7 protein-coding genes and 1 pseudogene are annotated in these 16,212 nt (G+C 71.7%); 3 read left to right on the top strand and 5 right to left on the bottom strand.

Annotated elements, in window-relative coordinates; genetic code table 11:
• Positions 1–66: 66 nt before the first annotated feature.
• Positions 67–251: pseudogene (locus ABZ497_RS29210) on the bottom strand (amidohydrolase); the annotation flags it as partial.
• 608 nt (positions 252–859) lie between these two features.
• On the opposite strand from ABZ497_RS29210, the gene ABZ497_RS29205 reads away from it, so the two are divergent.
• Together ABZ497_RS29205 and ABZ497_RS29200 are read left to right on the top strand one after the other, a co-directional pair.
• On the top strand, positions 860–3,169 hold the full coding sequence (locus ABZ497_RS29205) for a molybdopterin-dependent oxidoreductase (RefSeq protein WP_359809476.1): 2,310 nt from the start codon (positions 860–862) through the stop codon (positions 3,167–3,169).
• Positions 3,170–3,303: 134 nt separating this feature from the next.
• A complete protein-coding gene (locus tag ABZ497_RS29200; RefSeq protein ID WP_359809474.1) occupies positions 3,304–3,855 on the top strand; it encodes an EF-hand domain-containing protein in 552 nt (183 codons plus the stop codon).
• Positions 3,856–4,479: 624 nt separating this feature from the next.
• On the opposite strand, the gene ABZ497_RS29195 is transcribed toward ABZ497_RS29200, so the two are convergent.
• Positions 4,480–6,543, bottom strand: coding sequence for a discoidin domain-containing protein (locus ABZ497_RS29195; protein ID WP_359809472.1), 2,064 nt, complete (start codon positions 6,541–6,543; stop codon positions 4,480–4,482).
• Positions 6,544–6,790: 247 nt separating this feature from the next.
• Here ABZ497_RS29195 and ABZ497_RS29190 point away from each other — a divergent pair, with 247 nt between their 5' ends.
• Positions 6,791–7,933 (top strand): hypothetical protein, encoded by a 1,143-nt coding sequence (locus ABZ497_RS29190; protein WP_359809470.1) that lies wholly within the window; start codon positions 6,791–6,793, stop codon positions 7,931–7,933.
• 412 nt (positions 7,934–8,345) lie between these two features.
• On the opposite strand, the gene ABZ497_RS29185 is transcribed toward ABZ497_RS29190, so the two are convergent.
• Genes ABZ497_RS29185 through ABZ497_RS29175 form a run of 3 tightly spaced genes read right to left on the bottom strand, consistent with a single transcriptional unit; the run spans position 8,346 to position 16,015 of the window.
• The gene (locus tag ABZ497_RS29185; RefSeq protein WP_359809468.1) at positions 8,346–9,755 is read right to left on the bottom strand and encodes a monooxygenase; all 1,410 of its coding nucleotides are present in this window, start codon (positions 9,753–9,755) and stop codon (positions 8,346–8,348) included.
• Positions 9,756–9,774: 19 nt separating this feature from the next.
• Entirely contained in the window at positions 9,775–10,755 is a 981-nt protein-coding gene (locus ABZ497_RS29180; RefSeq protein ID WP_359809466.1) for a spirocyclase AveC family protein, read from the bottom strand.
• Between the two features lies 1 nt (position 10,756).
• Positions 10,757–16,015 carry an SDR family NAD(P)-dependent oxidoreductase gene (locus tag ABZ497_RS29175; protein ID WP_359809464.1) on the bottom strand — a complete coding sequence of 1,753 codons (5,259 nt, stop codon included), beginning with the start codon at positions 16,013–16,015 and terminating at the stop codon, positions 10,757–10,759.
• Between the last annotated feature and the right edge of the window lie 197 nt (positions 16,016–16,212).

The following is a 16,212-nucleotide window of genomic DNA, read 5'->3' as shown; positions in this document are numbered from 1 at the left end:
GCCGACCACGATGCCGGACACCGCCACCGCCATGCCCTCGTTCAACTGCCGCTCCGGCAGCAGCTCCAGGGTGGCGCCGGGCCGCAGCAGTCCGCCGAACGTGTACTGCCAGGCGGCCCGTTCGGGATCGAGGAACGGGATGGTCAGCTCGTCCCTCCGCGGCTCGTGGGCGGCCCGGAGAGGCTGGACGTTGGCGGGCGTGCCGAGCGCGGCAGGTAGCTCGGGTCGACGGCCTGGAGGCGCGCCAGGTGGTCAGCGGGCGGACCGGATCGGGCAGTCGGTCGCGGCGGGTCAGCACGTCCACCGTCCCGCCGTCCGTGACCTGCCGGTCGCGTGAGCCCGCGCAGCACACCACCGGCACCGAGGGCATCGTCGGGAGGTAGTGGGAGCATCGTCACGCCGCTGGAGCCTGCTCGACCACGACCCGGCGGACCGGCACCGCTCCGTGCGGGTCCACCCGATGGTGCAGCGAGCGGTCCGTGAGGGCGTGCCCGAAAGCCGGGTACCAGAGCTGGCCGGCGTGGCCGTCGGCCTGCTCCTCGTCGCGTCCCGGAAGTCCGCGGACGAGGCGACTTCGGTGACGTTCTTCCTGGCTGCCCCGGGGGATGAGGGGCCGCACCTGCGTTCTCGCGCCCTCGACTTCCCTCCTGCTGGCCCGCTGGCTCGAACAGGCTGGCGACCTGCCGGGCGTCGGTCGGCGCTGCCGTGCGGCCCTTGGAAGGCTCGTCACCTACAGGGTTGGGCGGCGGGCCGCAGGGGGAGCCTGTGTTCTGCGGCCCGCCGAGTGAAGTGGAGCCCGGCGGCGTAGGCAACCGCTGTCCGGGAGCCGGGCACACATCAGGGGTGGAGTTGATGCACGGTGGAACGACGCATGTCGGTTGCGACGCACTGGGGCAGTTTCATCGCGGTGGTCGATTCTGGCCGGTTGGTGCGCATCGAGCCGAGGAGCGATGACCCGGCGCCGTCGCCCATCGGCCCCGGGATGGTGACGGCCGCCGACGACAGCGCTCGCGTGTTGCGCCCAGCGGTCCGCAGGGGCTGGCTGAACGGCCTGCCGCGCGTCCACGACACGGCCAGGGGCACGGACGCCTTCGTGGAGGTGAGTTGGGACGACGCGATCACCCTGGTGAGCGAGGAGCTGAGTCGGGTGCGTGCCCAGCACGGAGACAGCGCGGTGTTCGGTGGATCATACGGCTGGGCGAGTGCGGGGGCCTTCCACAACGCGCAAGGTCAGCTTCACCGGTTCCTGGCGTTGGGCGGGGGATACACCGACTCGCGCAACACGTACAGCACTGCGGCTCTGGAGGTCATCCTTCCCCATGTGATCGGCGGGGCCCCGTGGAGCTACCAGTCCCGGATGCCGATGTGGGACGAGATCGCCGAGAACTGTGAGCTGGTGGTGGCGTTCGGAGGGCTGGCCCTGAAGAACAGCCAGGTCAACCCGGGCGGGCTGGCCCGGCACCAGACGCAGGAGCTGCAACGGAAGTGCCGAGCGGCCGGGGTGCGGTTCGTGAACGTCAGCCCCATCCGCAGCGACGCCGCGGGTTTCCTCGACGCTGAGTGGCTACCCGTCATTCCCAACACCGACACCGCCGCGATGCTCGGCATCGCCCACACGATGCTGGTCAACGGATGGCACGACGAAGACTTCCTGCGCCGGTGCTGCGTCGGGTTCGACCGCTTCGCCTCCTACCTGGTCGGCGACCTGGACGGCGTCCCGAAGGACGCTGACTGGGCGGCGACGATCACGGGCATCAGCCGCGACACGATCACCGACCTCGCGCGCCGCCTCACCACGCAACCTTCCCTCATCATGGTCAACTACGCGATACAGCGGGCGGACCACGGCGAACAGCCAGTCTGGATGTCGGTCGTGCTGGCTGCCATGGCGGGCTCGATGGGGCGGCCCGGCTGCGGCTGGGGCGCGGGCTACGCGACGATGGACGCGACCGGTGTCGCCCCCGGCCGGCCCTCCGTGGCGTCGATTCCCCAGGGTCCCAACCCTGTTGCGGATTTCATCCCCGTCGCACGGATCGCCGACACCCTGCTGCATCCGGGCAAGACCATCGACTACGACGGCCGGCGCCTCACCCTGCCCGAGCTTCGCCTGATCTACTGGTGCGGAGGCAACCCGTTCCACCACCACCAGGATCTCCACCGGCTGGCGCGCGCCTGGCAGACTCCTGACACGGTGGTGGTGCACGAAGCCTGGTGGAACACCACGGCCAAGTTCGCTGACATCGTCCTTCCCGTCGCCACCAGCCTCGAGCGCGACGACTTCGCCGCCGGGTTCTCCGACCCTCACCTCGTCGCGATGCCGAAGGTCCGCGAGCCGCAGGGTGAGTCGCGCACGGACCACCACATCTTCACCGCCCTGGCCTCCCGGCTCGGATACGAGCAGGAGTTCACGAAGTCGCGCTCCGAGATCGAATGGGTCCGGCACCTCTACGAGCAGACGAGGGCCAACCTCGGCGACGACACCGCCTTGCCAAGCTTCGACGACTTCTGGCGAAGCTCCACCGCTGAGCTGCCGGCGCTGAGCGGACCGTTCCCCGGCAGCTTCGAGGCGCTGCGCTCAGATCCGCAGCGGTTCCCCCTGACCACGCCGTCGGGTCGGATCGAGATCTTCTCCGAGGAGATCGACTCGTTCGGCTACGACGACTGCACCGGGCATCCGGCGTGGTTCGAACCGGTGGAGTGGCTCCGTGGCGGCCTGTCGGACCGATTCCCCCTGCACCTGATTTCGAATCAGCCGGCCTCGCGTCTGCACAGCCAGTACGACAACGGCGGCCACAGCCTCAAGTCGAAGATCCTCGGTCGTGAGCCCGTGACGATCAATCCGCTGGACGCCGCGTCCCGCGGCATCGAAAGCGGCATGATCGTGCGGGTCCACAACGACCGGGGCAGTTGCCTGGCGGGCGCAGTCCTGTCGGACGACGTCATGCCAGGCGTCGTCCAGCTGTCCACGGGAGCGTGGTGGGATCCGGTCCGGCCGGGCCTGAGCGGAACCCTGGACCGCCACGGCAATCCGAACTCCCTCACCGCGGATCGAGGCTGCTCGCGCCTGTCCCAGGGGCCGAGTGCGCACAGCGCGCTGGTCGACGTCGAGGTCTACGACGGCCCTCTTCCGGAGGTGCTCGCCTTCATGCCGCCACACCTCGAACGTTGACACGAAGAACTCCCGACCCCGCCGGGGCGTGTCCCGGGTTCGCCGTCGTCAAGCGCGCGGCCACTGGCCGGCCCGGCGGGATACCCCACTCACCCGTTTGCGAATGGGTAACCGAGTGAATACTGTGCGCAGTCATGAGTGCACTTCGAGACCTCAAGTACGGCCAGTGGTTCAGGGGCGCCGACACCGACGGCGACGGGTTCATCACCCGGCAGGACGTCCGTGCGATGAGCGAGCGCTACATCGCCGCCCGGGGCACCGCGCCCGACTCCGGGACCGCCCGCCGGCTCACCGACGGGATGGACGAGTTCTGGACGAACGTGATCGCCCCGATGGACCAGGACGGTGACGGAAAGGTCGATCTGCGGGAGATGACCGAAGGCTTCAAGCGGGCCCTGACCGACCCTGCCCGGTTCCCGGAACAGATCGAGCCGGTCAGCAACTGCTTCTTCGACCTCGTCGACCTCAACGGAAACGGCAGGATCGAGCAGGCGGAGTTCCAGCTGATGTTCAACTCGATCTCAGGCGTTCCCGGCGAGGACTGCGCCGAGGTCTTCGCCGCCTTGGACCGGGACGGCTCCGGCGCGCTGGACCGCACCGAGTTCCACCAGGCGGTCTCGGAGTTCTTCTACGGCGACGACCCGGACGCTCCTGCCAACCACCTGTTCGGCAGGGCCACCGCCTGACAGCCCCGGATACGGCCCGGGACCCGATGGCCCACACCTGCTGGTGTGTGGGCCATCGGCGTCGAGGCCACGAGCCAGGCAGTTTCTGGCGCCGCCTTCGGAGGTATGGTGCCGCTGACGCGGCCTCGGCCTTGGGGGCCAACGGCGCCCCGAGGCCGAACCTGGACCTCGGAACCACTGAGCATGTCCAGAGCGGCCACCGATCGGGTGCCGGAGCCGCGATCGGTGCCAGCACTACCGGGCACGAGGCGGGACTCCAGCAGACCCTGGGACGAGGGGACGGGGCTGGGACGCCTCGGGGAGTCCGGAGGCCGCACCGGGCGCCGGCGGCATGTAGCTCGGCGCCGACAGCACCACATCACCCCACGCGAACTCGCCGCTGGGCAGGGAGGCGTCAACGGCTCGCTGCGGCAAAGCTCCCCCAAGGGCACCGGCCTGGCCGCCCACGACCCAGCACACCTCGCTGCCGTCGCCGCCGAACTCAACGGCCGCCACGCGAAGCGCTCGGCTGGGAGACCCCAGCCGAGCGCCCGCACGAAGTGCTCGCGGCCTGAACGACGAACCACGTGCTGCAACGACCCCTGGACACCGCCGTGCCGTCAGGGGCCCGAGAGCGGTCCGGGGTCAGCTGACGCCGAGTTCACCGAGCTGAAGGTAGTGGTCGCCGAACTGGTCGGCGCTCAGCCGGGTGCCGGTGACCTTCACGTACCGGGCCGTGGTCGGAGCGAAGGTGAGGACCTGCGGCGCCGCGCCGGGGCGCGGCGTGCCCGTCCGGGTGGCGACGGTCGACCAGGTGCTGCCGTCCGCCGAGACCTGGACGGTGTAGTCCACCGGGAAGCCCAGACCGGTGTTGGCACCGTCGGTGCGCGGGGTCAGGCTCACCCGGCTGACCAGGCTGGGGCCCTGGAGGTCCACGGTGACCCACTCGTTCGCGACCGCCCCGGCGGAGCGGGCACTGCTCCAGCCCATCGAGTGGTCGAGGGTGGAGTTCGCGACGCCGTCGTTGACCGCGGCCGGCCGCCAGCTGTAGGGGCCCGCCGAACTCGACGCCTGGACCGGCCGGTTGACCGCCAGCTCGCCGCCCGCCGCCTCGATCTCGGCGAGCTGCATCCGGTAGTGGCCGTTCGGGTCGGTGCCGAGCCTGGTCCCTGTCACCCGGACGAAGCGCACGTCGGCGGGCTGGAACGGGAAGGTCTGGACGGAGGCGTCCGACGGCTTCGGGTAGTTCTTGCGGTCGGCGACGGTCGACCAGGTGGAGCCGTCCGCGGAGACCTGGATGGTGAAGTCCACCGGGAAGCCCTTGCCGGCGGCCGGACCGTCGGCGCGCGGGTGGAGGTCCACCCGGCTGATCCGCCTGGTCGAGCCGAGGTCCAGCTGGGCCCACTCGCTGTGGTCCGCGTTCACGGTGGTGTTGCTGCTCCAGCCGTTGGTGCCGGTGGCCAGGCCCCGGCGCCCGTCGGTCAGTGCGGCCGTGCTCCACCCGTCGCCCTCGTACGTGCTGGAGGTGGTGACGGCGGCGTTCTGCGCCGGGTCGGTGCCCGGATCGAGCCGCACGTGCTCGAAGCGGGCGGACGCCCCGCCGGTGGCGAGGCCGAAGCCGCCGACCGGGTAGCCCTGGTCGGTCACGGTGAGCAGCTGGACGGCCCCGGCGTAGACCGTGATCGTGCCGCCCTGGGCGGACACCCGCAGGCTGACCGTCTGGCCCGGGGCGTAGCCCGGCACCGTGGCGGACGCCAGTGGGACGCCGCTGCGGTTGACGAACACCTCGCCGTTGTTGCGCAGCGCGACCAGGTACCCGGTCTGCGACTCGGTCGGGTTCTGGTTGCGGACCACCATGCCCGCCCAGTTGGTGTCGCCGCCGTCGGGCCTGACCCCGGTGATCCGGAGGTCGACGGAGGCGGAGACGTCCTGGTACGCGCGGCCGGTCAGCCCCGCGACCACGTCCCAGCCGGAGTTGGCGTCACCCTGCACGTACCCGCCGTCCCCGGCCGCCGACCAGGAGCCGCGGGCGGTGCGCCAGGCGGCGTCCTTGTCCGGGCCGAAGTCGTCGGCGAACGGGAAGACCGCGTCCGGGGCGGGGGAGGCGAGCGCGTCGAGGATCTGCTTGTGCCGCTGGTCGGCCGCCGCGCCGGAGGTGGAGAACGCGGTGGTGCCGCTGATCAGAGAGCCGATGAGGGCGCGGGCCAGCACCGGCTTGGTGGCGGAGAGCTGGTGAAGCAGCTCGTAGTCCTGGATGCCGGCGAGCAGGGCCTCGCTGCGGACGCTGTCGTAGACGCCGTTGGTGGCCTTGTCGGGACGGACGAGGTAGAAGTCGCCGTCCATCCTGCCGTTGAAGGTGTCGAGGGGGGCGTAGTTGTTGTACGGGTCGGTCCAGATGTTCCAGCCCCAGTGCAGGAAGCCGTTGCCGCCGGCGGACGCCACCATCCACGGCGTCAGCCGGGAGTCGGACAGCGGGTAGCTGATGTAGCGGTTGAGGTGCTTGTCGGTGGGGTTGTTGCAGTAGTAGAGCCAGAAGTCCTTCCCGGAGAGGCGGAGGTTCTGGTAGTACGCCATGTTCTCGTCGTACTGCGGCCCGCCGATGGAGGTCACCGTGCTGAGCGAGCCGTCGATGCCGGGGACCGGGCTCTGGCGGGACTCGTTGCTCAGGCCGGCCGGGAACACGCCCTTGTAGTGCTCGTAGAGCCACACCGCGTTCCGGGTCTGGGTGGTGTCGGCGGGGTTGGGCTCTGCCCTGCGCCACCGGACCGGACCGACGATCGGTCGGTGGTTCGCAGGGCTACCGCTACGCAGTTGCTGTGTTGCTGCTGGCTTCTGGTCCTTTTTGGAAGTTGGGAGAGCCGGTGCATCGCTGACCCGTGACCGCTTATCCTGCGGGCATCCGTGCCACGTCGCCCAGGGGAGGGCCGACGGCAGGGCCGTGGATCCGGGAGGGCGAGTGGCAGCACCGAACGTGCCGGGCATGATGGATCCGAACGTCAAGTTGGCCGCTGAGGTAGGCGATCCAACTGCAATGAGGCTGCTGGGCAGGTACTTCTACCGCGTGCGTCACGAGATCGGCTTGGCGGAGCGGTGGCTTCTCGCCGGCGCGGAAGCCGGCGACGCCGAGTCAATGTACGACCTTTCTCGTTTCTACTGGGATCAGTCGGCGAACAAGCGCCCGCGTGGTCAGACCGAAGAGGCCGCGTCGGAGGCGTGGTGCCGGCGAGCAGCGGAGTCGGGCTGGCTCCCGGCCCTGGTGTCCATGGCCAACCGCGATCCGCACGAGCGCGAGTTCTGGCTCCGGGGCGCTGCTGAGGGCGGCGCGCCGCCCTCAATGCTGGAGCTTGCCGAGCTCCTGGAAGCGAAGGGGGAGACGGCCGAAGCGGAACGCTGGTACCGATCGGCCATCGACCAGGGCGTCCCGAGCGCTCGCCCGGCCCTTGCCTCCCCGCTGGCAGGCCAGGGTCGTTCGAGCGAGGCGCTGAGGTGTGCGAAGGAGGCCGAAGACGACGCCAAATGGTCAGGAGCCGCCGGGAAACTCGCCGACCTGTACCACGAGCTCGGCCATGCCGAAGAGGCCGCTGAATGGCGTGCACAGGCCCTGGCGCTCCGGGGCCGCGAAGACGAGGAAGCTCGCCGACATGCGGCTGGGGCCGCGCCGGATCTCGGGTCAGTCGTGATAACGGCGGTGGTCACCACCGCGATCGTGCCGTTTGTCCAGGCCATCGCGTCCAAAGTAGCCGAAGATGCTTACGGGCAGGCCCGGCAGCTGGTCCATCGACTGTTGCGCAGGGGCCGCGAGAGCAGCGGCGTCGAGGGCTCCTCGCAGCACTCCGCACTTGAGCCAGGCGGTGAGCCGGGCCTCGCCATCGTTCAGGATCCGGACGCGGGGATCGCGCTCTACCTCTGGTCGAATGCGTCAGACGAGGCACTGAGGGCACTCTCAGCACTCGACTTGGACGAGCTGACGCATCGCCGGCCAGACCAGGGACAAGTCCAACTCGTGTGGTACCCCGCATCGGGAACGTGGCAGATCCGTGAAACAGGAGAGAGGCGCCGGCCAAGGCGCTGGCGCTGGCTGCCCCGTGCTCGTCGGTGATCACGTCGGGCACGGCCTTCTCGGTCCCGTGTCCGCTGCGGCGGGCAAAGCGCCCGCGCAGCGGCTCAACGACGACCCGCTTGCAGCGGTGGTGTTCGTCTGGTCAATCAGCTGGCGATGCGGTCGAGGTGATCGGGCATCATTCCGCTGCGCCCGGGGCTGGCTGCTCAGAACGCTGGATGGGCACCACAGGCGCCGTGGCGAGGTCGAGGCGGGAGTTCAACGACGCCGCGCGCGACGCGCCCGAGCAGGCGTCCGGGTATGGGCCGGCCTGCACGGCAAGGGCATCCTGCGCGGCCGCCTCCCTCATCCCGGCGAGGCGTTGGCTTCGTTCACGTGAGGTAGCAGCGACTGCATCAGCTTCGCCAGTGCCGCATCAGCCTGCTCCCACCAGTGGGAGCCCCGGACAGGGTCACTCCCGTGCCGGCGCTGTCCCTCGACTGCGGCGGACCCATGGCAGAGGGCCGAGGATGCCGGCGAGGTGCAAGGGATGGAGGACTGTCGCGGGACCGGCAAGGGAGTTGGTCACTCGTGCCAAGTCCCGGTGCAGGCGCGGGCTGTGGGGCACCGAGCGTTGCCAGCGCTCCAGGTACCGCAGCCCCGCGCGGATGTGGGCGGGAGGCCGTCCGTCCGCCCAGCCGCGATCCGTCAGGGTGGCGAGGAACCAGGGCCACAGGGTGAGGCGGGCCATCCGCCGCTGCGCCTGACGGGCGAGGCCGTCCAGGGACTCGGACGGCCAGGAGGTGAGCAGCTGCCCCAGGGCCTGCGCTTCCAGAGCGGCGATCGTCATGCCCTGCGCATAGACGGGGTTGAAGGCGCAGAGCGCGTCGCCGAGGACGACGAGTCCTTCCGGCCAGCGGGGCAGCCGGTGGTAGTGCGCGCGTCGGTTGGCCGTCCGTCCGTAGCGGGCTACGGACGGTTCGGGCTCCAGCGGCCGCAGCGCGCCGTGCAGTCCGCTGGAGAGGGATTCCAGGAAGCTCTCGAACCCGTGGGCATCCGTGGGCGGGTGGTCCCCGCCGGCTCCTTGCAGCGTCACCAGGAGCCGATCGCCCTCGATCCGGAGCGCGACGGCGCCGCGGGGATGGTGGGGCGGTGACGGCAGTTCGAACAGCGCACGCCAGGCGGGGGCGGATTCGGGGTCGGTGCGGTAGGCGCGGGTGGCATAGCCGACCCGGGCGTCGACGACGGTCTCGGGCACGCCGGGCAGGCCGAGCCGGGTGAGCCAGTCCGGAAGGTGTGTGCCGCGTCCGGAGGCGTCGACGACGAGGTCCGCGTGGAGCTCCTCGGCGGGGTTCGAGCGCGCGTGCCGAGAGCTGCGGCGTTCGACCCGGAGGCCGGTCACCCGGAGGCCGGTCGGCGGGACGATGAGACCGGTCACGGTGCGGGTGTCGACGGTCAGGACACCGTCGAGGTCCTCGACGCGGCGCCGTACCGTCTCCTCCAGAAGCGGCCGGCTGACGGGTTGGACGCGGATGCCGGAGGTGCGCGGAGGCGGCGCGCCGTGCGGGAGCTGCAGGCGGGTGTCACGGCAGAAGTCCACCGGCGGCGCTCCCGCGAGCGTCAGTTCCTGCGACAGGCCGGGGAAGAGTTCCTCGAAGGCCTGAAGTCCCCGGGCCTGCAGGGCATGTGCGTGCCGCCCCTGTGGCGCTCCCGGGCGTGGCCGGGTGTCACGGCGCAGGTGGTCGCGCTCGACGAGGGTGACGCGCTCGAAGGTCTCGCTGAGTACGCGTGCGCAGAGCAGCCCCGCGATGCCGGCGCCGATGACGAGGGCGTGCCCGCGTGCTGGCGGGTGGGGGCCGGGGTGGCGGCTTGCGGAGTTCACGAAGTCTCCCGACGGGGCGTCAACGGGCGGGCCGGTCCAGCCAGCCCGGCAGGTCGATCGGGTGGCTGACCAGGGAGACGAGGGCCATGGTGATCTGGAAGCCCAGGGTGCAGGCGTTCATCAGGCCGGCTCCGGCGAGCAGTCGGCTCCAGGGGCGCAGCCGCTGGGGCAGGAGTTCGCAGCCGCGGAAGAGGTGGACCTCGTGGCCCGGCCGCGCGTACAGGACCATGGCCAGGAGGGGCACGATGAAGAATCCGACGACGGCGAGCGTAGAGGTCACGGGCAGTTGGTACCACCGCCCCTCGAAGAGGGTGAGGTGGCCGGGCAGGGCGCGTGGGTAGGCGAATCCGCCGAGCCGCTGGTAGAGGTGGGTGAGCACGGGCTCGCACACCAGCATTGCCAGGGTTGTCGCGGCGAAGAGGCGCCCCCGCCCCCAGTTCGGCCGGCGGTGGCCGAACAGTCGGGCGAGGGTCAGCGCGACGACGAGCCAGAGCAGCATCACCGGGTAGGCCATCTCCATCAGGAAGGACTCGACGGCGGGGGTGTCTCCCCGCCAGCCGGGGAGGTACGGCCCCCAGGTCTCGACGTTGAGGTCGTAGCGGTTGTTCCCGGCCGCGTAGTGGAACTGGCTGACGTAGGGATTGCTCCAGAAGGAGAAGCAGAAGCCGGTGAACACGGCTGCTTTGAAGGTGATGCGGCCCTGGGTGCGGCACTCCCGCCACACCACCGCGGTGAGCGCGAGGAAGAGCAGGCCCGCCGTACCCTGCCCGATGTGGGTGGTGACCTTCAGGGCGTGGGGGATGCTGTAGCCCCGCGCGGAGTGGGCGTGGGCGTCTCCGCCGATGATCCAGCGTGCGTAGACCACGCTCTGGAGGATCAGGCAGGCCAGCCCGAAGGCGGCCCAGTAGCCGACGGGAGAGCGCCGTCGGCTCGCGGGCAGTGCCTGGCCTTGGCGCGGCGCTGCGGGCCCGGGGGTGGCCGGGGCCGGGTTGCCGTTCATGTCAGTGGTGCTCCTCGGCATCGTCGGCGAGCCCCATGGTGTCGAGGATGTGGTCGGTCAGGCCAGCGGCTGTGGGGCGCACCCAGATGATGCCGGGTTTGACGTCGATGCCGAGCCCGCGCCGGATGCGCTGCTGGAGCTGGACGGCGCCGAGCGAGTCGAGGCCGAGGATGACCATGCTGGTGTGCGGGCCGATGTGGCGGGCGGTGCCGCCGAGCAGGTCGCGCACCTGTGCGGTGATGAAGTCGTTCAGCAGGCGGCGCCGTTCGGCGGCGGTCCCGGCGGACAGGACTTCGTCGCGTGCGGGAGTGGCTCCCCGGTCGGGGGAGGGCGTGGTCAGCATCCCGGCGAGGAGGGGGGAGTCGCGCAGCGCGGGGAACGGTTCGATCCACCGGTCGAGGTCGATCGGCGAGTAGGCGATCCGGTGGTGGCCTTCGGTGAGGATCCGCTCCAGAGCCGCGATGCCGTCCTCGGGTGAGATCATGACGTGTCCGCGCTGCGCCAGGTGTCGGCCGCGGCCGACCCGGCTCCAGCCGCCCCAGGCGATGGAGGTGGCGGGCAGGCCCCGGTCGCGGCGGTACTCGGCCAGGGCGTCGAGGAAGGTGTTCGCGGCGGCGTACGCGCCCTGTCCCGGTGAGCCGACCAGGCCGGCGATCGAGGAGTAGAGGACGAAGAGGTCGAGGTCGTGTCCGGCGGTGGCCCGGTGCAGGGCCCAGGCTCCCTCGGCCTTGCCGCGCCAGACCCGTGCGGTCAGTGTCGCGTCGAGCCTGGTGAGGACGGCGTCCTCCACCAGCCCCGCGCTGTGGAACACCCCGTGCAGGCTGCCCCTGCCGTCGTCCGCCGCCGTCCGGACGGCCAGCTCGGCGGTGCGGGGATCGGCGATGTCGCCCAGGAGCACGTCGATCCTCGCGCCGGTGGCCGTGCGCAGTACCGCCAGTTCTCGTCGCGCTTCCTCGGAGGGCGCTCCGCGTCCGCAGGCCACGATCCGCCCGGCACCGCGTTCGGCGAGCCAGCGGACGGTCAGCAGGCCGAGGCCGCCGAGGCCGCCGGTGACCAGGTAGCGGCCGTCCTCGCGAACGGGACCGGAGGGCAACGGGTCCACGGGCCCGCCGGCGGGGCCGGGTCTGACGCGTGCCAGGTGGCGCACTCCGTGCCGCCAGGAGATCTCGGCGACCGGCCGGTCCGCGAGCAGGTCCGGGAGGATGTCCTGCGGTGCTGTCCGCCCTCTCATCTCGATGCTTCCGACCAGTCCCGGGTGCTCGTAGGCGGCCACCCGGAGCAGGCCGGGCACCCCGGCGCCGGCCAGACCCGCCTCCTCCTCGCGCCACACCACCCAGATGCGGGGCGGGGCGGCCTGTGTGCTGAGCGCTTGCAGGACGGCGGCCAGCCGAGTGACCACCTCGCGTGCGGCCACGGCGGGCGACCTGGCGGGGTCCGGCCGTCCGAGGACGAGGGCCACCGCCGCGGCCCCCTCCGGGGCGGGATCGTCCAGCGCCTCGGGCAGCGAGGCGGTGCGCACCGTCCGGGCCGGCGCGCCCTCCCGCGTGAGGAGCGCGGTGAGGTCGTGCGCCCACCCGGTGTCCTCGTCGGTGACGACCAGCCAGCCCCCGTGCCCGCGCCGCCCGTCGTCGCCCGAGGTGGTGGGGGGTGCGGGAACGGGTGCGGGCACCTGCGCCAGGTGGGAGAGCCGGGAGGCGAAGCGCTCCTCGGGCGGGGTGATGTTGGCCAGGCGCAGTCCGCGGATCTCGGCGACCACGGTGCCGTCGTCGGTGAGCAGCCGTCCGGAGGCGGTGCAGGAGAGGTCGTCGGCGCGGTCGAGTTCGGCCTCGGCCCGCCGGGCGTGGCTCCAGGGCCCGTAACACCTGACCGCGTCGAAGCCGGCGACCACGACCGGCCCGGGGCTGAGGGTGTGGTGTGCGAGCCAGACCGCCACCACGGTCTGGACCAGTTGGTCGGTGAGGGCAGGGTGCAGGGTCATCGTCCAGGCCGAGACCCGGGCACTGTCGGCGACCCGCAGCCAGGAGACGGCGCGGTCCTGGGTGGGGTGGACCTGGATACGCTCGATCGCGGTGAAGGCTGGGCCGTGGAGGACGTCGTGGCGGGTGCGCAGGTACCTGTACAGGTCGGCGGGAGGGAAGTCGGTCCAGCCATCGGTGGCGGGAGGTGCGAGGGTGCGGGGGGACGCGGCGGGCAGCGGCCGTACGGTGGCGTGCGCGTGGATCACCCGCGCTTCACCGGTGCCGGACAGGATCTGCGTCCGGGCCTGGCCGTCCTCCACGGTCAGCCGGGTGGTGACCTCCGGCTCCGGGTCCAGAAGGAGGGGTGAGTGTGCCCGGAGGTCCTCCGCGGCCACGGTGTCGGTGCCGAAGGCGGCGGCGCCGGCCGCCAGGACCATTTCGGCGAAGCCGGTGCCGGGCAGGACCGGTACCCCGGCGACCCGGTGGTCCGCCAGCCAGGGCAGCCGCCGCGGGCCGATCGGTGTCTGCCACAGGTGCCGGCCGGGGCGGTCGGGGTCGGCGACGTGGCCGCCGAGCAGGGGATGCTGGGTCGCTCCGACCAGGTGCGGGGCGACGAGCTGGTACGGCGTGCCGTCGCCGCCGTGGCGCACCCGGTGCCAGGTGGTGCCCGGCACGTCGGCGAGGTGGCCGTCCCCGTAGTGGGCCGCGAAATCGATGCCGCGGTGGCCCGCGCAGTGCACGGCCGCCAGGTGGGCGAGGAAGGCGTCGGTGTCCTCGGTGCCCTGGCGCAGGGTGCCGACCGCGACCACGTCCGTGACGCCCTGGGCCCGCGCGCTCTCCTGGATGGGCTGCACGGCCAACGGGTGCGGGGTGCACTCGACGAACAGCCGGTGCCCGCGAGCCAGTGCCTCCCGCACCGCCGCGTGGAACCGTACCGGGTCGCGTTGGTTGCGCACCCAGTAGGACGCGTCGAGCAGGCCCGGCGCCGACGGATCCGTCGTGACGGTGGACAGGAAGGCGCCGCCGGTGTCGGCGGCGGGTAGTTCGTCGAGGGCGGCACCCAGACGGGTGAGGATCCGATCGACCTGGGGGGAGTGCGACGCCACGTCGACGTCGATCATCCGTGCCGCGACGCCGGCGGCTTCCCAGCCCTGGACCAGTGCGGCGACCTGGCCGGCGTCGCCGGAGACGACGGTGCTGGTCGGTGAGGTGAGCACGGCGAGTGTCACCCCGTCGGCGCCCATCGCCGCGATCGCCGCAGCCGTCTCCTCGGCGCCGAGCCGCACGGAGGCCATGGCCCCGCCGGAGACGGTGGCGAGCAGCGCCGACCGGCGGCAGATGACCTTCACCCCCTCCTCCCGACCGAGCGCTCCGATGACCGTGGCGGCGGCGATCTCACCGAGCGACTGGCCGATCACGGCCGCGGGTTCGACGCCCCAGGAGCGCCACAGGTCCGCGAGCGCGACCTGGACGGAGTACAGGGTGGGCTGGACGCGGTCGATGCCCGTCAGCCGGTCCGGCTGGGTGAGCATCTCGACCAGGGAGAAGCCGGCTTCGGCCGCGATCAGCGGTTCGAGTTCCTCGACGGCGGCAGCGAAGACTGGCTGGGTGGCCAGCAGGCCGCGGCACATGCCGGGGCGCTGCGAGCCCTGTCCGGTGAAGACGAAGACGGGACCGGCGTGTTCCGGAGGCAGGACGGGTACCCCGGCACTCACCCCCCGGGGCGTCTCGTCCGCGGCGAAGCTCCTTGCTCTGGAGGCGAGTTCGGCGGTGCTGCGGGCGACCACTCCCAGCCGGTGGTCGGCGTGCGAGCGGCGCAGGGCGAGGGTGTGCGCCACGTCCTGGAGCGGCACAGCCCGGCCGGCTCCGACATCCGCCCAGTCGGCCAGTCGCCTGGCGGCCCCCGCCAGGGCCTGCGGCGAATTGCCCGAGAGCAGGAACAGTCTGGCCCTCGCGTCCGGAGCGCTGTCCCCGCCGCCCGGACGGGGGCGGAGTGCGGTGGACACGGTGGGCGCGGCCTCCAGCACGACGTGGGCGTTGGTCCCCGTCACCCCGTAGGAGCAGATCGCCGCGAGCCTGGTGGTGCCCGGGACCGGCCAGTCGACGAGTTCGGTCGGGACGAACAGCCGGGACTTCCCGTCCCGCGGGATGGACGGGTTCCACGTGCGGAAGTGCTGGTTCGGCGGGATCACTCCGCGGCGCAGGGACTCGACCGCCTTGATGACTCCGGCGATCCCCGAGACGGGTTCCGAATGGCCGATGTTGGTCTTCACCGAGCCGAGTGCGCAGCCCCCGCTCCCCTGCCCGTAGACGGCGTCGATCGAGGTGTACTCGATGGGGTCACCGACGGCGGTGCCCGGGCCGTGCGCCTCGACGAGGCCGACCTCTCCCGGATCGATGCCCGCGTTCTCCACGGCTCGGCGGAACAGTTGTTGCTGCATCCGTGTGGACGGCGCCGTCAGCCGGCTGGCCTGTCCGTCGTTGTTGACGGCGCTGCCCCTGATCACGGCCAGGACCCGGTCTCCGTCCCGCAGGGCGTCGGTCAGCCGCTTCAGTGCGAGCACTCCGGCGCCCTCGCCGCGCACGTACCCGTCCGCCCGGGCGTCGAACGCGTGGCAGGCACCGTGTCCGGAGAGCAGCAGTGGCGCCTCGTACAGGTGGGTCTCGGGCGAGACCATCAGGAGCACGCCGCCCGCCAGTGCCAGGTCGCACTCGCCGAGGGTGAGCGCCCCGCACGCGGTGTCCAGCGCGACCAGGCCGGAGGAGCAGTGGGTGCTCACCACCATCACAGGTCCGCGCAGGTCCATCGCGAAGGCCACTCGCCCCGCCGCGCCGGCGGTGAAGTTGCCGAACAGGTAGGCGCTGTTGGGGGCGTCCTGTACGGGCCTGGCCTCGCGGAAGAGGTTGTCCGGTGCGTAGGTGCCCACGTATACGCCGGTCCGGGAGCCGCGCACCTGGTCCATCGGTATCCCGGCGTGTTCCACGGCCTCCCAGGCCACCTCCAGCAGCACCCTGAACTGCGGGTCCACCCAGCGCTGTTCGATCGGCGCCACGGAGAAGGCCTCGGGGTCCCATGCCCAGATGTCGCCGTCCAGGAAGCAGCCGTACCCGGCACGGACGGCGATGTCCGGGTCGTGGCCGCGCGCGAGGCGCGCGGCGCACCAGCGGTCGGCGGGGACGGGGCCGGCCGTTCGGCGGCCGTCGGCCGCCAGTTGCCACAGGCCGCTGCCGTCCTGCACGCCGCCGGGGAAGCGGCAGCCGGTACCGACGACGGCGATGGGTTCTCGCTGGGATGCGGACATGTCGAAGCCTCCGGAAGTCGGTCCCCCGATGTGGCTCTCTGGTGATCTCCCGGCTGCGGATCCGTCAGCACCGGGATTGCGGGCGCGTCGTCGTCTGCGGGTCGTCCGCCGACGCGTGGCGCTCTCGACTGGACATGGAACGCCTCCGCACCGGTTCTGGCAATACCCCCAGCAGCACCAGGAGTGTCCTGTCAAGG

This window comes from Kitasatospora sp. NPDC005751 (genome assembly GCF_040630835.1).
GTDB lineage: Bacteria > Actinomycetota > Actinomycetes > Streptomycetales > Streptomycetaceae > Kitasatospora.
This window is presented reverse-complemented; position numbering and strand designations above follow the sequence as displayed.

What these genes read in the sequence shown, in the direction of transcription:
- ABZ497_RS29200 (WP_359809474.1), top strand. Translation starts at nt 3,304, where the DNA reads ATGAGTGCACTTCGAGACCTCAAGTACGGCCAGTGGTTCAGGGGCGCC.
- ABZ497_RS29180 (WP_359809466.1), bottom strand. Translation starts at nt 10,755, where the DNA reads ATGAACGGCAACCCGGCCCCGGCCACCCCCGGGCCCGCAGCGCCGCGC.
- ABZ497_RS29175 (WP_359809464.1), bottom strand. Translation starts at nt 16,015, where the DNA reads ATGTCCGCATCCCAGCGAGAACCCATCGCCGTCGTCGGTACCGGCTGC.